Source organism: Streptomyces lincolnensis (assembly GCF_021173675.1).
In the GTDB taxonomy this organism is placed as follows: Bacteria; Actinomycetota; Actinomycetes; order Streptomycetales; family Streptomycetaceae; genus Streptomyces; species Streptomyces lincolnensis_B.
Map to the genome: position 1 here is coordinate 485396 of NZ_JAIHON010000008.1, position 17844 is coordinate 503239.

The 17844-nt window shown below is 70.4% G+C and carries 18 protein-coding genes, 1 tRNA gene and 1 pseudogene; 10 read left to right on the forward strand and 10 right to left on the reverse strand.

All coding sequences use genetic code 11. From position 1 onward, the window contains the following. Window positions 1-21: 21 nt before the first annotated feature. The gene (locus K4B79_RS25985; RefSeq protein WP_232029319.1) at window positions 22-792 is read right to left on the reverse strand and encodes an ABC transporter ATP-binding protein; all 771 of its coding nucleotides are present in this window, start codon (window positions 790-792) and stop codon (window positions 22-24) included. A gap of 388 nt (window positions 793-1180) precedes the next feature. Here K4B79_RS25985 and K4B79_RS25990 point away from each other — a divergent pair. The 3 genes from K4B79_RS25990 to K4B79_RS26000 all read left to right on the forward strand — a co-directional run bounded on the left by K4B79_RS25990 (window position 1181) and on the right by K4B79_RS26000 (window position 3694). Further along, window positions 1181-1264: transfer RNA gene (locus tag K4B79_RS25990), tRNA-Leu, on the forward strand. 156 nt (window positions 1265-1420) lie between these two features. Further along, complete coding sequence (locus K4B79_RS25995) at window positions 1421-2596, forward strand: 4-hydroxybenzoate 3-monooxygenase (protein ID WP_232029320.1); 1176 nt, start codon at window positions 1421-1423, stop codon at window positions 2594-2596. A gap of 186 nt (window positions 2597-2782) precedes the next feature. Beyond that, a complete protein-coding gene (locus K4B79_RS26000; protein ID WP_232029321.1) occupies window positions 2783-3694 on the forward strand; it encodes a Bax inhibitor-1/YccA family protein in 912 nt (303 codons plus the stop codon). Between the two features lie 94 nt (window positions 3695-3788). On the opposite strand, the gene K4B79_RS26005 is transcribed toward K4B79_RS26000, so the two are convergent. Further along, the gene (locus K4B79_RS26005; protein ID WP_109496416.1) at window positions 3789-4019 is read right to left on the reverse strand and encodes a DUF4287 domain-containing protein; all 231 of its coding nucleotides are present in this window, start codon (window positions 4017-4019) and stop codon (window positions 3789-3791) included. 104 nt (window positions 4020-4123) lie between these two features. Between K4B79_RS26005 and K4B79_RS26010 the strand changes: the two genes are divergently transcribed. Next, window positions 4124-4435 (forward strand): hypothetical protein, encoded by a 312-nt coding sequence (locus K4B79_RS26010; protein ID WP_232029322.1) that lies wholly within the window; start codon window positions 4124-4126, stop codon window positions 4433-4435. Between the two features lie 93 nt (window positions 4436-4528). Here K4B79_RS26010 and K4B79_RS26015 read toward each other — a convergent pair whose 3' ends face one another. Next, complete coding sequence (locus K4B79_RS26015; RefSeq protein ID WP_232029323.1) at window positions 4529-5311, reverse strand: hypothetical protein; 783 nt, start codon at window positions 5309-5311, stop codon at window positions 4529-4531. A 298-nt stretch (window positions 5312-5609) separates the two neighbouring features. After that, complete coding sequence (locus tag K4B79_RS26020; protein ID WP_232029324.1) at window positions 5610-6830, reverse strand: acetyl-CoA C-acetyltransferase; 1221 nt, start codon at window positions 6828-6830, stop codon at window positions 5610-5612. Window positions 6831-6912: 82 nt separating this feature from the next. Here K4B79_RS26020 and K4B79_RS48850 point away from each other — a divergent pair. Then, window positions 6913-7079 (forward strand): annotated as a pseudogene (locus tag K4B79_RS48850) (cobyrinate a,c-diamide synthase); the annotation flags it as partial. A gap of 137 nt (window positions 7080-7216) precedes the next feature. Here K4B79_RS48850 and K4B79_RS26025 read toward each other — a convergent pair. Further along, window positions 7217-8242 (reverse strand): SGNH/GDSL hydrolase family protein, encoded by a 1026-nt coding sequence (locus K4B79_RS26025; protein WP_232029325.1) that lies wholly within the window; start codon window positions 8240-8242, stop codon window positions 7217-7219. Window positions 8243-8403: 161 nt separating this feature from the next. Here K4B79_RS26025 and K4B79_RS26030 point away from each other — a divergent pair, with 161 nt between their 5' ends. Continuing rightward, on the forward strand, window positions 8404-9810 hold the full coding sequence (locus K4B79_RS26030; protein ID WP_232029326.1) for a cystathionine beta-synthase: 1407 nt from the start codon (window positions 8404-8406) through the stop codon (window positions 9808-9810). 384 nt (window positions 9811-10194) lie between these two features. Here the strand turns inward: K4B79_RS26030 and K4B79_RS26035 are convergent, their stop codons facing one another. Then, window positions 10195-10626 carry a hypothetical protein gene (locus K4B79_RS26035; RefSeq protein WP_232029428.1) on the reverse strand — a complete coding sequence of 144 codons (432 nt, stop codon included), beginning with the start codon at window positions 10624-10626 and terminating at the stop codon, window positions 10195-10197. 156 nt (window positions 10627-10782) lie between these two features. Between K4B79_RS26035 and K4B79_RS26040 the strand changes: the two genes are divergently transcribed. Both K4B79_RS26040 and K4B79_RS26045 read left to right on the forward strand, forming a co-directional pair. Further along, window positions 10783-11511, forward strand: coding sequence for a TetR/AcrR family transcriptional regulator (locus K4B79_RS26040; RefSeq protein ID WP_232029327.1), 729 nt, complete (start codon window positions 10783-10785; stop codon window positions 11509-11511). A gap of 41 nt (window positions 11512-11552) precedes the next feature. Continuing rightward, window positions 11553-11882, forward strand: coding sequence for a darcynin family protein (locus tag K4B79_RS26045; RefSeq protein ID WP_232029328.1), 330 nt, complete (start codon window positions 11553-11555; stop codon window positions 11880-11882). 53 nt (window positions 11883-11935) lie between these two features. Here K4B79_RS26045 and K4B79_RS26050 read toward each other — a convergent pair whose 3' ends face one another. Genes K4B79_RS26050 through K4B79_RS26065 form a run of 4 tightly spaced genes read right to left on the reverse strand, consistent with a single transcriptional unit; the run spans window position 11936 to window position 15217 of the window. Next, entirely contained in the window at window positions 11936-12868 is a 933-nt protein-coding gene (locus tag K4B79_RS26050) for an ABC transporter substrate-binding protein (protein ID WP_232029329.1), read from the reverse strand. 12 nt (window positions 12869-12880) lie between these two features. After that, window positions 12881-13543, reverse strand: a complete 663-nt coding sequence (locus K4B79_RS26055; protein ID WP_232029330.1) for an ABC transporter permease — start codon at window positions 13541-13543, stop codon at window positions 12881-12883. A 1-nt stretch (window position 13544) separates the two neighbouring features. Then, window positions 13545-14186, reverse strand: a complete 642-nt coding sequence (locus K4B79_RS26060; protein WP_232029331.1) for an ABC transporter permease — start codon at window positions 14184-14186, stop codon at window positions 13545-13547. Then, complete coding sequence (locus K4B79_RS26065) at window positions 14183-15217, reverse strand: ABC transporter ATP-binding protein (protein ID WP_232029332.1); 1035 nt, start codon at window positions 15215-15217, stop codon at window positions 14183-14185. Before K4B79_RS26065 ends, K4B79_RS26060 begins: the two co-directional genes overlap by 4 nt. 141 nt (window positions 15218-15358) lie before the next feature. On the opposite strand from K4B79_RS26065, the gene K4B79_RS26070 reads away from it, so the two are divergent. Continuing rightward, a complete protein-coding gene (locus K4B79_RS26070) occupies window positions 15359-16906 on the forward strand; it encodes an aromatic amino acid ammonia-lyase (protein WP_232029333.1) in 1548 nt (515 codons plus the stop codon). After that, window positions 16903-17754: a MurR/RpiR family transcriptional regulator gene (locus K4B79_RS26075; RefSeq protein WP_232029334.1), complete on the forward strand. Its 852-nt coding sequence runs from the start codon at window positions 16903-16905 to the stop codon at window positions 17752-17754. Before K4B79_RS26070 ends, K4B79_RS26075 begins: the two co-directional genes overlap by 4 nt. The last annotated feature ends 90 nt before the right edge of the window (window positions 17755-17844 follow it).

Genomic DNA, 17844 nt, shown 5'->3' on the forward strand with positions numbered 1-17844 from the left:
TCCTGTCGGTCCCGACCGGGATCAGCTGGTGCGGCCCTTGGCGTCGAACTGCTTCATGAAGTCCAGGACCCCGTCGGCCGTCGGGCGGATCATCTCGTCGACCACGCGGCCGTCCGCGAGGAATACCACCCGGTCCGCGTAGGCCGCGGCCACCGGGTCGTGGGTCACCATGACCACCGTCTGGCCCAGCTCCCGCACGGAGTTGCGCAGGAAGCCGAGCACCTCGGCGCCGGAGCGCGAGTCGAGGTTTCCGGTCGGCTCGTCGCCGAAGACGATGTCGGGCCGGGAGGCCAGGGCGCGGGCGACGGCGACGCGCTGCTGCTGGCCGCCGGAGAGCTGGGAGGGACGGTGGCCGAGACGGTCCCTGAGGCCCACCATCCGGATCACCGTGTCCAGCCACTGCTTGTCCGGCTTGCGGCCCGCGATGTCCATGGGGAGCGTGATGTTCTCCAGGGCGGTCAGCGTCGGCAGCAGGTTGAACGCCTGGAAGATGAACCCGATCTTGTCCCGGCGCAGCTTGGTCAGCTGCTTGTCCTTCAGCGACCCCAGCTCGGTCTCGCCGATCCGCACCGAGCCCGAGGAGAAGGTGTCCAGGCCCGCCACGCAGTGCATCAGCGTGGACTTGCCGGACCCGGAGGGGCCCATGATCGCGGTGAACTCGGACTGCCGGAACTCGACGGAGACCCGGTCCAGGGCGACCACCTGGGTCTCGCCCTGACCGTAGATCTTCGACAGATCCGTGGCACGCGCGGCCACAGCGGTGGTCCGGCCGGCGATGGATGTGGTGGTCACGAGAAGGCACTCCTGTGGAACGACGACTGGGGGAATGCCTCCATCGTCGTCGCCGCGGACCGCCGTGTAGTCAGCCGCTGTTCCGGTTCCGAAGGCAGACTCGAGTCGGACCACACCGCGCGGTGTCATACCTGGGGATGACGGTCACCCCTGACGACCCGGCGCGTCGAGAACAGGTGGAGCGTCCTCGTTCAGACGGTGAAATTCCGTCATTCCGCATGCGTGGTGAGACGTCCCGCGTAAGGCTATTGGCAAGTGCGGATGGACTGTTCCGGGTGCTGATGCTCCCTCAGAACTCAATAAAATAAGACAACATCGGGCCACCCGACCCCTGTTCGGGGGAGGGGTCCCGATAGGCTCGGGAACCTCGATGCGGAGCCCATGGCCTGCCCGGATGGTGGAATGCAGACACGGCGAGCTTAAACCTCGCTGCCCCTTCGCGGGCGTGCCGGTTCAAGTCCGGCTCCGGGCACTTCCGACACTTGCACCCTCCATTGAAGACTTCACTTCACTGAAGCGTTCCCCGCGTGACCGTTGACAGCGGCCGTGCGCGGTCGGAGACTCATGGTTGAAAGTAAGTGAAGGAAACTTCACTACGCGAACGCGAGAGAACAGAGAGGGTGGGTCGATGCGCACCACCGTCGGCATCATCGGAGCCGGACCCGCCGGCCTCCTCCTCGCCCGGCTGCTGCACAACGCGGGCATCGACTCGGTCGTCCTGGAGAGCCGCGACCGCGCCTACGTCGAGCACCGGCAGCGGGCCGGGATCCTGGAGCAGGGCACGGTCGACGTGCTGCGCGAGGCCGGCGCCGGACAGCGCATGGACCGCGAGGGCCTGCGCCACGACGGTATCGAGCTGCGCTACGACAAGAAGCGCCACCGCGTCGACTTCCCCGCCCTCACCGGCGGCCGGTCCGTGATGGTCTACGCCCAGACCGAGGTCTGCAAGGACCTCATCGCCCTCCAGCTCGCCGAGGGTGGCCCCCTGCTGTTCGAGGCGGAGGCGCTCGCCGTCGAGGACGCCGACACCGACCACCCGCGCGTCCGCTTCCGCCACGAGGGCCGCGAATCCGTCCTGGAGTGCGACTACGTCGTCGGCTGCGACGGCTTCTGGGGCGTGGCCCGGGGGGCGATCCCCGCCGAACTCACCCAGGTGTTCGAGCGCACCTACCCCTTCGGCTGGCTCGGCATCCTCGCCGACGTCCCGCCCTCCCACGACGAGCTGGTCTACGCCCGCCACGACCGCGGCTTCGCCCTGCTCTCCATGCGCTCCCCCTCCGTCTCCCGCCTCTACCTCCAGGTGCCCGAGGGCACCGACGCCGAGTCGTGGGGCGACGAGGAGATCTGGGACGAGCTGGAGCGCCGCTTCGAGACCGACGACGACTGGCGCCTGGAGCGCGGGCCCATCACCCAGAAGTCCGTCACCCCGATGCGCTCCTACGTCCACGAGCCCATGCGCCACGGCCGTCTCTTCCTGGCCGGTGACGCCGCGCACATCGTCCCGCCCACCGGCGCCAAGGGGCTCAACCTCGCCGTCGGCGACGTCGTGACCTTCGCGCGCGCCCTGACGTACCAGAAGGACAAGGGCTCGGCGGAGCTGCTCGACGCCTACTCCGAGACCTGTCTGCGCCGGATCTGGCAGGCCGAGCGGTTCTCCTACGACATGACGACGCTGCTGCACCGGGCCCCCGACGCCACCCCCTTCGAGGACCGGCTGCAGCTCGCCCGGCTGGAGCGGATCGCCGGTTCCCGGGCCGCCGACACCGACCTGGCCGAGGCGTACACGGGCTTCCCCCTCGGCTGAGCCATGTGACGGATTCGTCCCGGTCAGGTCATGATCCGGGCCCTGCGGGCGCCGGGAATCAGCGGTGCGCGTAGCGTGTTGGCCATCACGACGAGGGAAAGATCCTCCCCAAGCACTAGGGTCATTCCTTTGCCTACCTATTACTCTTGAGCCAAGGCCCACAGACGGTGGCCATGGAGGAGTGAAATGAGGAGCAGCAACCCGGTCTTCTCGCGACGGGGGTTCAGCCGCGACAACGGCTACGCGGGCTTCAACACCGCGCCGCAGGCCGGGGGCGCAGCCGTAGGCACGCAGGGCAGCCCGTACGCGCAGCCGCAGTCCGGCAACCCGTACGCCCAGAACCCGTACGCGCAGAATCCCTACGCCCAGCAGGACGTGCAGCACGGCGCGCCGCCGCAGGCCCCGGCCACCACCGGCCGGATGTCCATCGACGACGTCGTTCTGCGTACCGGCACCACGCTCGGCGTCCTCGTCGTCACGGCCGCGCTCGCCTGGGCGCTGCTGCCCGTGGACGACGCGAACATCAGCCGTTCGTACGGCATCGGTATCGGTGCCGCCCTGATCGGCATGGTCCTGGCCTTCGTCCAGTCCTTCAAGCGCAAGGCCTCGCCCGCGCTGATCCTGACGTACGCCGCCTTCGAGGGTGTGTTCCTCGGAGTCGTCTCCAGCATCGTCGACAACCGCATCGCCAGTGGTGCGGCCATGCAGGCGGTGATCGGCACCCTGGCGGTCTTCGCCGCCGTACTGGTGGCGTACAAGGCGGGCTGGATCCGCGTCAACCGCCGGTTCTACGGCTTCGTGATGGCGGCCGCGCTCGGCTTCGTCCTGCTGATGATGGTGAACCTGCTGTTCGCCGTCTTCGGCGGCGGTGACGGCCTCGGCTTCCGCAGCGGCCCGCTCGGCATCGTCTTCGGTGTCATCGGCATCCTGCTCGGTGCCGCCTTCCTCGCCCTGGACTTCAAGCAGGTCGAGGACGGCATCGCCTACGGCGCGCCGCGCGAGGAAGCGTGGCTGGCGGCGTTCGGCCTGACGCTGACGCTGGTCTGGATCTACATGGAGTTCCTGAGGATCATCGCGATCCTCAACAGCAACGACTAGTCTCCGACGGTCGTCCAGCACGGTCGTACGGAACAGTCGTACGGAGTAAGGGCCCCGGGTCGCCGACCCGGGGCCCTTCGTCGTCTTCGCGCGCCTAGAGGAATTTGCGCGCCGCCCTCCTCAGGTCGTACTCGTGGACGATCGCCTTCGCGTGGCCGTACGCGAGGTTGTGTTCGTGGCGGAGCCAGCTGACCTTTTCCTCGAAGCGGAAGAGAGCCGGGCCTTCTTCGACGGTGCGGAGCCAGTCGGACACTTCACGACCGGTGCAGTGGGGGATGCGGGCGAGCATGTTGCGGTGGGTCTCCTCGGAGAGGACGTGGGACATCGGCGCCTCCGGACGCAAAGGGGATGTAAGCCGGTCCTTCAGGTCACCGTGCCTGAGCGTTGGCCTGTTGGCAACAGTCCCGGTGGGACGCGTACGGTTGCGCCGTGGTGGATACGACGCGTCTGACCCGGGCTGTGGATCACTTTGCCGACCGTTTGCGGGCGGCGCCGCAGAGTCGTTTGCAGCGAGGCGCTGCCGCTGAGGCTTTGCGGTTGGCCAGGGAGTTTGTGCGGCGGGCTCAGTTGGTGGAGGCGCCCGGGGTTGAGCCTCGGGAGATGCCGGACGCGGGGATGTTCGCTGCGGCGGATCAGATCACTGTGGCTGTGCATGACTTGGCCCTCGTCCTGGAGGACGAGGGCCAGGTTGCTGAGGCTGTGAGGTTGGTGGAGGAGGCGCAGAAGAGGGCGGGGGTTTGAGGTGCGTTGGCGGGTGCGGGTTCGTCGTGGCTTGTCGCGCAGTTCCCCGCGCCCCTGGGGGACGCGGTTGCCCTGCGTTTTCCTGTGAACCTTTTAAAGGCTCGCTATGACCCTGTCCGCCAGGATGTAGACGTTTTCCTCGCCGCAGGCGAAGGTGAGGGTGTAGGCGCCCGAGATGCCTGAGCCGCCCAGCAGGATCGGGGTTTCGCCGGCTCGGAGGGCGGTGGCGAGGCGTTCGGCTGTTTCGCGGTGGCCCGGGGTCATGCAGAGGGTGGTGCCGTCGGCGAAGACGTAGACGTCGAGGGTGCCGAGGGGGCCGGGGCGGACGTCGGTGAGTTCGGTCCGGGAGGCCGCGAGGTCCTCGAGGGTGGCGACGGTGCGTTCGTGGTCGTTCACGACGGGTGAGGCGACCGGGACGAAGTCCGGGTGGGAGGGGTGGCGGCGACGGGCCGCGGCCAGCTCCGGGGAGTCGGCGACGTACTCCTCGCTGTCGGCGGTCGGCTCGGCGACCGGCTCCAGCGGCTCCAGGCCCACGAAATCGGCCTGCCGGGGCAGGAAGAGCTCGCTGTCGGGCAGGCCGAGCAGCGAGGGTGCGTCGGAGGCGTCTCGCGCCTCCTGCGCGGCCCAGAAGGCGCGCGCCTCGGCGAGCTCGCGCTCTCGCTCCTCGGCGAGGGCCTCGGCCACGGCGGCACGTATCCCCTCGGCGTCGGCGGACTGGCGGGCGGGCGGCACGAGGGCCTTCGCCGCGGCGGCGTTGCCCGCGGCGAGCTCCGTGTGCAGGGCGGCGACCTGTCGGCGCAGCACCATGAGGGTGCGCAGGACGGCGACGCCCACGGCGCCCGTGGCGGCCGTGGTGACCAGCAAGGCGATCGGCATGGCGCTCACTGACGTACTCCCGGTTCAAAGTCGACCCCCGACTTCCTACATCAGCTTGAAGGGCGGACTATCCAGCTGTCAGTGCGTAACGTCACGAATCGGACAGGACTTTGGGCCCGGGGGGTGCTGATGGAGGGGTGCTGACCTGCGTGAATCCCTTCCGAAAGGGAGATAGGTCACATCCTGAGGGAGATTGGATCACAAATCGGCCCAGAACCCTGGTGGTTCAAGGGTTCCGGGCCGATGGGTGACGCTGGGTTCCCTTACGGCTACGGGCGGTTGGCGCCCTTCCGGGTGATCAGCTCAGACGCTCGATGACCATTGCCATGCCCTGGCCGCCGCCGACGCACATCGTCTCCAGGCCGAACTGCTTGTCGTGGAACTGGAGGGAGTTGATGAGTGTGCCGGTGATGCGGGCACCGGTCATGCCGAAGGGGTGTCCTACGGCGATGGCGCCGCCGTTGACGTTCAGCCGGTCGAGGTCGATGCCCAGCTCGCGGTAGGAGGGGATCACCTGGGCGGCGAAGGCCTCGTTGATCTCCACCAGGTCGATGTCGTCGATGGTGAGGCCGGCGCGGCGCAGGGCCTGGTTGCTCGCCTCGACCGGACCGAGGCCCATGATCTCGGGGGAGAGGCCGGAGACGCCGGTGGAGACGATGCGGGCGAGCGGGGTGAGGCCGAGCTCGCGGGCCTTGGTGTCGGACATGACCACGACCGCCGCCGCGCCGTCGTTGAGGGGGCAGCAGTTGCCGGCGGTGACGAGTCCGTCCGGGCGGAAGACCGGCTTCAGGCCCTGGACGCCCTCCATGGTGACGCCGGGGCGCGGGCCGTCGTCCTTGCTCACGACCGTGCCGTCGGGGGTGGTGACCGGGGTGATCTCGCGCTCCCAGAAGCCGTTCTTGATGGCTTCCTCGGCGAGGTTCTGCGAGCGGACGCCGAACTCGTCCATGTCCTGGCGGGTGATGCCCTTGGCGCGGGCCAGGTTCTCGGCGGTCTGGCCCATCGCGATGTAGGGGTCGGGGACGAGGCCGTCCTCGCGCGGGTCGTGCCAGGTGGTGCCCTCCTGCTGGGCGACCTCGGCGGTGCGGGCCTCGGCCTCGGCGAAGAGCGGGTTGTGCGTGTCCGGGAGGCTGTCGGAGTTGCCCTTGGTGAAGCGGGAGACCATCTCCACGCCCGCCGAGATGAAGACGTCGCCCTCGCCGGCCTTGATGGCGTGCAGGGCCATGCGGCTGGTCTGGAGGGAGGAGGAGCAGTAGCGGGTGATCGTGCAGCCGGGCAGGTGGTCCATGCCCATCTGTACGGCGACGATCCTGCCGAGGTTGTGGCCCTGCTCGCCGCCGGGGAGGCCGCAGCCGAGCATCAGGTCGTCGATGTCCCTCGGGTCCAGCTCGGGGATCTTGGCCAGGGCGGCCTGGATGATCGTGGCGGTGAGGTCGTCGGGGCGGAGGTCCTTGAGCGAGCCCTTGAAGGCGCGGCCGATGGGGGAGCGGGCGGTCGAGACGATCACGGCTTCGGGCATCACGGCTCCATTGACATACCGGGGGGTCGGGCAGGGCTGTGTGGGAAGTTACCCGGCCGTATGGCCTCGGTCACGGGGGTGGGGGTGTGACCCTGACCGCAATTGTCTAAGCGCTTGCTTGGGCCTCCGGCGGGGGAGCGGATTTTCGCCCCCGCCGCCCCTACCCGTCCCATCCCTGGGGGCTGCGCCCCCAGACCCCCGCTGTCGGCCCTGAAGGGGCCTCGTCCTCAAACGCCGGACGGGCTGAGAAACCCAGGGGCGCGGGGCTGTGCTGAATATGCGGCTACCGCCGCGCGGGCGCGACCAGCCCCCACCCACCCGCAGGTCGGGGTCGAAGGGGCGGAGCCCCTGGGGGACGGGACGGGTAGGGGTGGCGGGGGGCGAGATCACGGCTGGGGGGCCGGAGTCACCGGCTGGGGCTCCGAGACCCGCCGCCGGCGGCGGCGCTTGAGGAGGGCCCAGGGACCACGCGGCCCCGTGGGCATCGCGGCGGCGACCTCCGTACCGGCCTCGGACGCGGCCTCCGCGGCCGCACGGGCGACCGGCAGGAAGCCCTCGCGGCGGGACACATCGGGCCGCTCCTCCTCTGCCGGCCACAACCCCAGCGCCGCACAGACCGTCGGCAGAACGGCCATCGCCGCGGTGGCGTACCCCTCCGCGGAGGGATGGTAGTTGTCGGGCCCGAACAGCTCCCGGGGATTCGCCTCGAACTCCGGCCCCAGCAGATCACCGAGGGACACCGTACGGCCCCCCTGCTCCACGGTCCCGATCGTCTGCGCGGCCGCCAGCTGCCGCGAGGCCCGCCGGGCCAGCCACCGCAGCGGCTGCTGCACGGGCTCGATCGTGCCGAGGTCGGGACAGGTACCGACGACGACCTCCGCACCGGCGGTGCGCAGCCGCCGTACCGCGGCCGACAGATACCGCACGGACCGAGTGGGCGGCATCCGGTGGGTGACATCGTTCGCGCCGATCATGATCACGCAGACGTCGGGCACCCGGGCGGGGTCCGCCAGGATCAGGGCCACCTGGCGGTCCAGATCGTCGGAGCGGGCCCCGGGGAGGGCGACGTTACGGAGTTCCACCGGGCGTTCGGCCACCGCCGCGAGGCCCGACGCCAGCAGCGCGCCCGGCGTCTGGCCGGCCCGATGCACGCCCTGGCCCGCCGCGGTGGAGTCGCCCAGCATCACCATGCGCAGGGGAGGTTCGTCGGGGACGGTGTAGACGTGGCCGTAGCGGCCCTCCGAATGGGGGACGTGCGGGGTGCTGCCGTTGCCCACCTGGCGCCTCGCCAGCCGTACCTCCGCCAGCAGCAGGCCCATGGCCGCCGCCCCGGCCAGCCCTACCCCGCCACCGCCGTACGCGGCACCGGCCGCGATCCGCCGGGCCACCCGTGCCCTCGACATGCTCGTCATGCGTCGCCGCCACCTCCTCGAATCCGTACAACCACTCCTTGCCCCGTACGGACCGTCGCCCAATCTCAACGGCGAGTGAACGGCCGCCACGGATCATCGGGAAGCCATAGGCTGGCGGAACCAATCACGACCACTTCTTTTGCAAGCATCCGGAGACAACGGTGCAATTCCACGACTCGATGATCAGCCTCGTCGGCAACACCCCGCTGGTGCGGCTCAACAGCGTGACCAAGGGCATCAGGGCCACCGTCCTGGCCAAGGTGGAGTACTTCAACCCCGGCGGCAGCGTGAAGGACCGCATCGCCCTGCGCATGATCGAGGCGGCCGAGGACAGCGGCGCGCTCAAGCCGGGCGGCACCATCGTCGAGCCGACCAGCGGTAACACCGGCGTGGGGCTCGCCATCGTGGCCCAGCAGAAGGGGTACAAGTGCATCTTCGTGTGCCCCGACAAGGTGAGCACCGACAAGATCAACGTCCTGCGCGCCTACGGCGCCGAGGTCGTCGTCTGCCCCACCGCCGTGGACCCCGAGCACCCGGACTCCTACTACAACGTCTCCGACCGGCTCGTCCGTGAGACGCCGGGCGCGTGGAAGCCCGACCAGTACTCCAACCCCAACAACCCGCTCTCCCACTACCACTCCACCGGCCCCGAGCTGTGGGAGCAGACGGAGGGGAGGATCACCCACTTCGTGACGGGGGTGGGCACCGGCGGCACCATCTCCGGGACCGGGCGGTACCTGAAGGACGCCAGCGACGGCAGGGTCAAGGTCATCGGCGCCGACCCGGAGGGGTCCGTCTACTCCGGCGGTTCGGGACGGCCGTACCTCGTCGAGGGCGTCGGTGAGGACTTCTGGCCGACCGCCTACGACCGGACCGTCGCCGACGAGATCGTGGCCGTGTCCGACAAGGACTCCTTCCAGATGACCCGCCGGCTCGCCAAGGAGGAGGGGCTGCTGGTCGGCGGCTCCTGCGGAATGGCCGTCGTGGCGGCGCTGGAGGTCGCCTCGCGGCTGGGCGAGGACGACGTCGTGGTCGTCCTGCTGCCCGACAGCGGCCGTGGCTACCTCAGCAAGATCTTCAACGACGAGTGGATGGCCGACTACGGCTTCCTGGAGGACGAGGGCCCCAGCGCCCGTGTCGGTGACGTCCTCAACGACAAGGAGCACGGCGCCATCCCGTCCCTCGTGCACATGCACCCGGACGAGACCGTCGGCCAGGCCATCGAGGTGCTGCGCGAGTACGGCGTCTCGCAGATGCCGATCGTCAAGCCGGGCGCCGGTCACCCGGACGTGATGGCGGCCGAGGTCGTCGGGTCGGTCGTGGAGCGCGAGCTGCTCAACGCGCTGTTCGCCCAGCAGGCCTCGCTGGAGGACCCGCTGGAGAAGCACATGTCGCCGCCGCTGCCCCAGGTCGGCTCCGGTGAGCCGGTCGGCGACCTGATGTCGGTGCTGGGCGCGGCCGACGCGGCGATCGTCCTCGTCGAGGGCAAGCCCACCGGGGTCGTCAGTCGGCAGGACCTCCTGGCCTTCCTCGCCAAGGGCAGCAAGGGCAGCCTGGGCGCCAAGTAGCCCTCGTGGCCGGGCGGGTGGCGATTTCCCGCCCGGCTCCCGCGGCTCGCCGGGAAACCTCCGGTGAACGGCCGGTGTACCCGGCGAACTTGCGATTGCCTACCGAAATCGTCGACTTCGCGGAAGTGGTACGAGCGCGTCACGTCCACGCAGCACCCGCTTAACACGGGTCGGGCACATTAGTGGATGTCGGCAGGGCGGGAGCGGCTCCCCGCCCCGGCGGCAACAGAACGGCGTCACGGACCTCCGGAGCGGCTCCCGGACCTCCACAGACGCCTAGGACGCGCCAGCCTGGCCCTGACCCGGCCCGCGTCCCTCGCGGGGACCGCCGTCGTCCCGCCCCCCGTTCACGGGGGTGCGGCGGTCCCCGCGAAATACTTCCGGTCACTCCTCCCAGTCACTGTCCTGGGAGGACTTACGGCTGTCCCGGCCACGGAACAGCCCCGGGTTCGTGCGGACCGCCTGGAAGGCGTTCACCCCCACGATGCCCGCCCAGGCGACGAGCAGGCCCGGCAGATGGGCCACACCGCCGCCGATCGCGGACAGCGGGATCGCCAGCACCAGGGAGACGATGCCGAAGCCGAAGCGGTCGCCCCAGGAATCGGTGGGTTGCGGCGACCGGGAGCCCCGGGCCGCCACCATCTGCCGCTCGGCCGTACTCCGCCGCATCCGGCGCTCCACGGCGCCGTCGATGCGCTGGTCGACCTTCTCCATGAAGGAGTCGACCAGCGCGGACTCGTACTCCTCACCCAGCTCCCTGCGGGCCTGCAAGGTGGCGTCGAGTTCCTTCTTCAGCTCGGTGTCCCGCGCGTCCATTCCGCTCATACGCCCCACGGTAGGGAGCCACGCGGCCCGCGGCACTGGGGATAGCCCCCCTGTTCGGGGTGGCTGTGTGGAGTTGTGGTGGCGTCGAGGGAAAGAATCTTTGACCGCTGGTCGATATCCGACTGATGGTCATTCATACTGACGCCCATGCGTACCGTTCAAAGGAAAGCCAAAGAGGTCGCGGAGCGTGACCAGGCGCTGGTGCGTCTGGCGCTCGAGATGATCGAGCGGGACGGCTTCCACAACCTCACCCTCGGACGCCTGGCCGAGGAGGCCGGCTACTCCAAGGGGACCATCTACAACCACTTCACCTGCCGCGAGGACCTGCTCATCGAGTTGTCCGCCGAGAGCGCGCGCAGGCAACTGCGCTACTACCAGGCGATCGCCGACCTGGCGTGGGGCGGGGTGCCGGCCCTGTACGCGCTGATGCTCGCCTACATGCGGCACGCGGAGGTCGCCCCCGTCCTGTTCGAGTGCAGCATCACCGCCCGCACCGACGCCGTGTGCGAGGCCGCGTCCGAGGCCCGGCTGAAGCGGCGCGAGCTGGTCGAGGCGCAGATGTCGCAGGTGGTCGGCTCGGTCGTGGAGCGCGCGGTCACCGAGGGCCCGTTCGACAATCCGCGTCTGACCCCCGCCGTCGCCGTGGACGCCCTGCGCTCGTACATCCTCGGCTACGCGGCGATGCACCTGCTCTCCCGCCGCTTCCTGTGGGCCGAGAAGGACAGCCTCCGCGGCCGGCTCCAGGTGCTGGCCTCGATGGTCGAGGGGCTCGGCTGGCCCCGGCTGGAGACCGAGGAGCTGACCTCGATCCAGCAGGTGGTCGCCGAGATCGTGGGAGCGGCCGAGCAGCTTGCTCCTGACCGATCTCTTACCTGAACGAGGTGTCAAAAAACGACGGTCCGTCATAACGTGCTGACATGACCTACGGCATCGTCATCCGCTACCGGTTCGACTCCTCCTGGCTGCGTCTGAGCAGGGCGGAGCGCAACCAGTACGGGGAGATCTTCCGGAAGGACGTCGTCGGCCCGTACGCCGACCGTCTCACCGTCCGGCACTTCGACGCGGAGGCCTTCGCCGCCGACTACTCCGACTTCCTGCTGATCGAGACCGACGACCTCAGGGCGTACTACCACTTCGTCGAGGGCCTCCGGGACAGCGACCTGATCGCCCGCGGCTGGGCCCGTATCCACGACATCACCATCGGTGTCCCGGACGGCTACAAGGAGTACGAGCGCGACCACGTCTGAGCAGGCCGCGGGGAGTCCGGACGCCGTGCCGGGCGGGTTCTCCCCGAGGGGGTTCAGGCCAGGCCGTGTTGTTTCGCGTACGTGTTCGCCACGTCCTCCGGGTCCTTCTTGTCCTTGTCGACCTGGCGGTTGAGTTCGGTGAGCTGGGCGGTGGTGAGGATGTTGCCGAGGCGGGCGAGGGACTTGCGGACGGGGGAGTCGGCCTTGCGGTCGGCGATGAGGGGGACGACGTGCTGGCCGGGGATGAGGTTCTTCGGGTCGGTCAGGACGACCCAGTCGTTGGCCACGATGTCGGTGTCGGTGGTGAAGAGGTTGGCCACGTCGACGTCGCCCTTCTTCAGGGCACCCTTGACCAGGGGGCCCGAGGAGTCGAGGGACTTGAACTCCTTGAAGTCCACGCCGTAGACGTCCTTGAGGCCGATGACGCCGACCTGGCGCTTCTTCACCTCGGGTGCGGCGCCGATGACCAGCTTGCCGTTCTGCTTCTTCAGGTCGGCGAGGGAGGTCAGGCCGTACTTCCTGGCCGTCTCGCGGGTGACGACGAAGGCGTCCGAGTCCTCGGCCATGCCGTACGGCAGCACCTGGAGGCCGGCCGGGAGGGCGATGGTGAGGGCGTTCTGCATCTCGCCCTCCTCGGTCGCCGTCGCCTTGGGGTCCAGGTAGTGGAGCAGGGCGCCCTGGTACTCGGGGAGGAGGTCGATGTCGCCGCCCTTGAGCGCGGGGATGAGGATCTCGCGGGTGCCGAGGTTGGGGCGGACCGTCACCTTCACACCGGACGCCTGCAACACGGCCGCGTACAGGTACCCGAGCACCTGGTTCTCGGTGAAGTTGGCGGTGCCGATGGTGAGGCCGCCCTTGCTGGAGCCGCCGCCACCGGAGGAGGAGCCCTGGCCTTCGAGGGAGGTGATGCCGCTGGAGCAGGCGGAGAGGGCGGGTATCGCGACGGCGGTCCCGGCCAGTGCGCCGAGGAGGTTGCGACGGTTCATGGTTCGGATTCCCTAGGCGGTGCGGTGGCGGAAGAGGAAGCGCTGGAGGGCGGAGAGGGCCAGGTCGAGGGCAACGGCGACCGCGGCCACCAGGACCGCGCCGCCGAGCACCTGGACCAGGTCGCGCTGGGCGAGGCCGTCGAAGACGTAGCGGCCGAGGCCGCCGAAGGAGACGTAGGCCGCGATGGTCGCCGTGGCGACGACCTGGATGAGGGCGAGGCGCAGGCCCGTCATGATCAGGGGGAGCGCGAGGGGCAGCTCGACCTGGAAGAGGACCTGGTGGCCGCGCATGCCCTGGCCGCGGGCGGCGTCGCGGACGTCCGGGTCCACGGCCGTCATTCCCGCGTAGGTGTTGGTGACGATCGCCGGGACCGCGAGGGCGACGAGGGCGACGTAGACCGGGAGCATGGACAGGCCGCCGGCCAGGAAGACGAGGACGACCAGGCCGACCGTCGGCAGGGCGCGGCCGAAGGACGCGAGGTTGATCGCGAGGAACGCGCCCTTGCCGGTGTGGCCGATGAGCAGGCCGAGGGGGAGGCCGATCGCGGTCGCGACGAGGGTGGCGAGCAGCGAGTACTGGAGGTGTTCGGCGAGGCGGTGGGCGATGCCGTCGGAGCCGGCCCACTGGGCGCCGCTGGTCAGCCAGGCACCGAGGTTCTTGAGGAGCTCGTACATCTCAGGCTCGCCTCCGCTTCCACGGCGTCAGGGCGTACTGGAGGGCGACCAGCGCCGCGTCCGCCACCACGGCGAGCAGCAGCGTGAGGACCACGCCGACGATCACGGGGGTGGGGAAGTTGCGCTGGAAGCCGTCGGTGAAGAGCTGGCCGAGGCCGCCGTCGCCGATGTAGGTGGCGACGGAGACGAGGGAGATCGACATGACCGTCGCGATGCGCACGCCGGCCATGATCACGGGGAGCGCGAGCGGCAGCTCGACGGTGAGCAGCGTGCGCAGGGGGCGCGTGCCCATCGCCTTCGCCGCCTCCTTGGTCCGCGCGGGGACCGAGTCGAGGCCCTCGACGGTGTTCCGGAGCAGGACGACCAGGGTGTAGATCGTCAGGCCGATCACGGTCGTCGTGCGGGTGAGGCCGCTGACCGGCAGCAGGAGCACGAAGACGGCGATCGAGGGGATCGTGAACAGGACGTTCGACAGCCCGAGCAGGAGTCCGCGCAGGGGCCGGACCCGGTGGGCGAGCACCGCGAGGGGCAGCGAGATGATCAGGCCCAGGAGGACCGCGGTCAGGGCGGCCTGCAGGTGGGAGAGCGTGAGGGTGGTGAGGTCGTCGGTGTGGCCGGATATCCACGACCAGTCGATGGTCATGCCGCCACCCGGGCTTCCGTGTGCGCCCGGCCCGCGTGCCGGTGGATGTCGTCGCGCGAGGAGACGCCGGTGAGGGCGCCGTCGGCGTCGACCCGGGCGACCAGGCCGGTGGGGGAGGCGACGGACTCGTCGAGGGCGGCGAGCAGGGAGTCACCGTCCTTGAGCGGTCGTACGGGGACCTCGGCGTCCCGGGAGGCCCAGTGCAGGGGCCTGTTCCGCGCGTCGAGGACGAGGCTCCAGGCGGCGCCCTCCGGTGCGGGACCCTGCGGAACGTCCGCCAGCGTCGTCAGCGAGAGCAGCTTCAGACCGCGCTCGGCGCCGAGGAAGTCGGCCACGAAGTCGTCGGCCGGCCGGGCCAGCAGCTCGGTGGGCGGGGCGCACTGGACGAGGTGGCCGCCGGTGCGGAAGATCGCGATGCGGTCGCCGAGCCGGACGGCCTCGTCGATGTCGTGCGTGACGAAGACGATGGTCTTGTTCAACTCCTTCTGGAGCCGCAGCAGTTCGTCCTGGAGCTGGGTGCGCACGACCGGGTCGACCGCGCCGAACGGTTCGTCCATGAGCAGGACGGGCGGGTCGGCGGCGAGTGCGCGGGCGACGCCCACGCGCTGCTGCTGGCCGCCGGAGAGCTGGTGCGGGTACCGCTTGCCGGCCTCGGCGGTGAGGCCGACGGTCTCCAGCAGCTCGGCCGCCCGGGCCCGTGCCCGGCGGCGGCCGTGGCCGAGCAGCAGCGGCACGGTGGCGATGTTGTCGAGGACCGTGCGGTGCGGGAAGAGGCCCGCCTGCTGGATGACGTACCCGATGGAGCGGCGCAGCTCGGCGGCGTCCTGCTCGGTGACGTCCTTGCCGCCCACCCGGATGGTGCCGGAGGTCGGCTCGACCATCCGGTTGATCATCCTGAGGGTGGTCGTCTTGCCGCAACCGGAGGATCCGACGAGGACCGTCACGCCGCCTTCCGGCATGCGCAGGGAGAGGTCGTGGACCGCTGTCGTGCCGTTGGGGAAGCGCTTGTGGACCGCGTCGAACTGGATCATGAGTTGTCCCTTGCCCGGCTGTATAACGTCATGCAGAGTTCTCGGTGTCTGAATAGGTTGTCAACGCCTCGACGTTAATCCGAGGTAACGAATGACCAGAGAGCAAGATCGAATGTCCCGATTGATGGGAGTTTGGCCTCTATGTCGTCTCGGATCGTGGACACGCCGAGTCCTGTGCACACCGGCCTGGTGGTCCTCGACGGGATCGGGCTCGGCGTCGAGGACGTCGTCCGCCTCGCCGACGGGACCGCGCGGCCCGTTCCCGCGACCGACGGGATGAAGCGGGTGACCGAGTCCTGGGACGCCGCCCGGCAGATCGCCGCGACCGGACGCGTCTACGGCCGCTCCACCGGCGTGGGCGCCAACCGGAACGAGGACGTGCCCACCGAGGCGGCCGCCGAGCACGGGCTGCGGCTGCTGCGCAGTCACGCCGGCGCCATCGGCGAGGAACTGCCCGCCCGGCAGGTGCGCGCGATGCTCGCGGTGCGGGCCAACCAACTGCTCGCGGGCGGGGCGGGGCTCCGGCCGACGGTGGTGACGGCACTGTGCGAGGCGCTGGAGAACGGCGCCCACCCGGCCGTCAACGAGTTCGGTTCGGTGGGCACCGGGGACATCGCGGCGCTGGCACAGGTGGGGCTGGCGCTCGCGGGGGAGCATCCCTGGCGGACGGCGGCGGACGGCGCGGGGCGCGTCCCGGGTCATGGTGTCCTCGGCGCCCCCGAGCCCCAGCCCCTCGACAACAACGACGCCCTCGCCTTCATCAGCAGCAACGCCCTCACCCTCGGCCAGGCCGCCCTGGCCCTGCACGAACTGCGCGGGCTGGTGGAGGCCACCCAGGTCGTCGCCGCCCTCTCCCTGCTCGCCGTCGACGGCTCGCACGAGGCGTACGCCGCTCCCGTGCACGCCGCCCGACCGCACCGCGGCTCCGGCGAGGTGGCCCGCCGGATGCGGGAGCTGATCGGCGCCGAGGACCGGCCCACCCCTCCGCTGGGCCGGATCCAGGACCCCTACGGCTTCCGCTGCCTGCCCCAGATCCACGGTCCGGCGCAGGACGCGGCCGACGCGCTGGAGGAGGTCCTCGCCATCGAGATCAACGCCGCCGCCGAGAACCCGCTCATCTCCCCCGAGGACATGGCCGCCTACCACCACGGCGGCTTCTACCAGGCCCAACTCGCCCTCGCCCTGGACCACTTCAGGCTGGCCCTGACCCAGGTGGCCCGGCTGTCCACCTCCCGCCTGTCCACCCTCAACGAGCCCGCCTTCACCCGCCTGAAGCCCTTCCTCGCCGACGCCGAGCCCGCCTCCTCCGGCGTGATGATCCTGGAGTACGCCGCCGGGGCCGCCCTCGGAGACCTGCGGGCCTTCTCGGCACCCGCCTCGCTCGGGCACGCTGTACTCTCCCGAGGCGTCGAGGAACAGGCCAGCTTCGCCTCGCTCGCCGCACGTCAGACACTGCGCGCGTGCGGCGCGTACCGTCTCGTCGTCGGCTGCGAACTGGTCGCCGCCGTACGGGCGCTGCGCCAGCGCGGCCTCAGGGCGGACCCGGACCTGCCGGTGGGCCGCGCTCTGGAGCTCGCCGAGGCGGTGCTCGACGAGGACCCGGCCGACCGGCCGCTCACGTACGACGTGACGACCGCGGCCGCACTGCTCGACCGGTTCACGGACATCTGGAGGGGGAGCGGGGCATGAGCGACATGGGTGTGACGGACACTCCCGCCGCACGGCTGCAGGCGCTGTTCGAGGGGCACCGGCTGACGCCCACTCAACGGCGCATCGCGCACAGCATGGTGCGGCGGGCCGCCGACGTGCCGTTCCTGTCCAGCGTCGAGCTGGCCGAGCTCGCCGGGGTCAGCCAGCCCTCCGTCACCCGCTTCGCGGTCGCCCTCGGCTTCGACGGCTACCCGGCCCTGCGCCGGCACCTGCGCGAGGTCGCGCCCGGCGAACCGACGGCGTCCACGGCCTCGTACAACGAGTACCAGCAGGCCGTCGAGGCCGAGATCGAGAACCTCAGGCACCTGGCGGAGGTGCTGGCCGACCCGCGGCCGGTGCAGCGGGCGGGCCGGCTGCTCGCGGCCTCACGGCCGCTGCCCGTCCTCGGCCTGCGGGCCGCCGCCTCCCAGGCGTACGGCTTCGCGTACTTCGCCGCCAAGGTCCATCCGGACGTACGGCTGCTGCACGAGGGCGGCACGATGATCCACGACCGGATCGACGCCGCCGTCCGGGCGGGCGCCTCGACCCTGCTGTGCTTCGCGCTGCCCCGGCACCCGCGCGAGGTCGTGGACACGCTGGCCTACGCCAAGGAGGCGGGCCTGACGGTCGTCACGGTCGCCGACTCCGCCTTCGCGCCGGTCGCCAAGGTCTCCGACCTGCTGCTGCCGGCCGCCGTCGGCACCGGGCTCGCCTTCGACACGGCCTGTGCGCCGATGCTGCTCGGCCGGGTCCTGCTGGAGGCCATGTGCGACGACCTGCCGGACGCGCAGGCACGCCTGGAGCAGTTCGACGCGCGGGCGGCGGCCCGGGGGCTGTTCGTGGAGTGACGGCGCCGCCGGGGACGCTCGCACGGCGCTCTCAGACTCGTCTCACGTTCGCTCGCTAATCTGTGCGACCGAGAAACGGCCGTGTCGAAC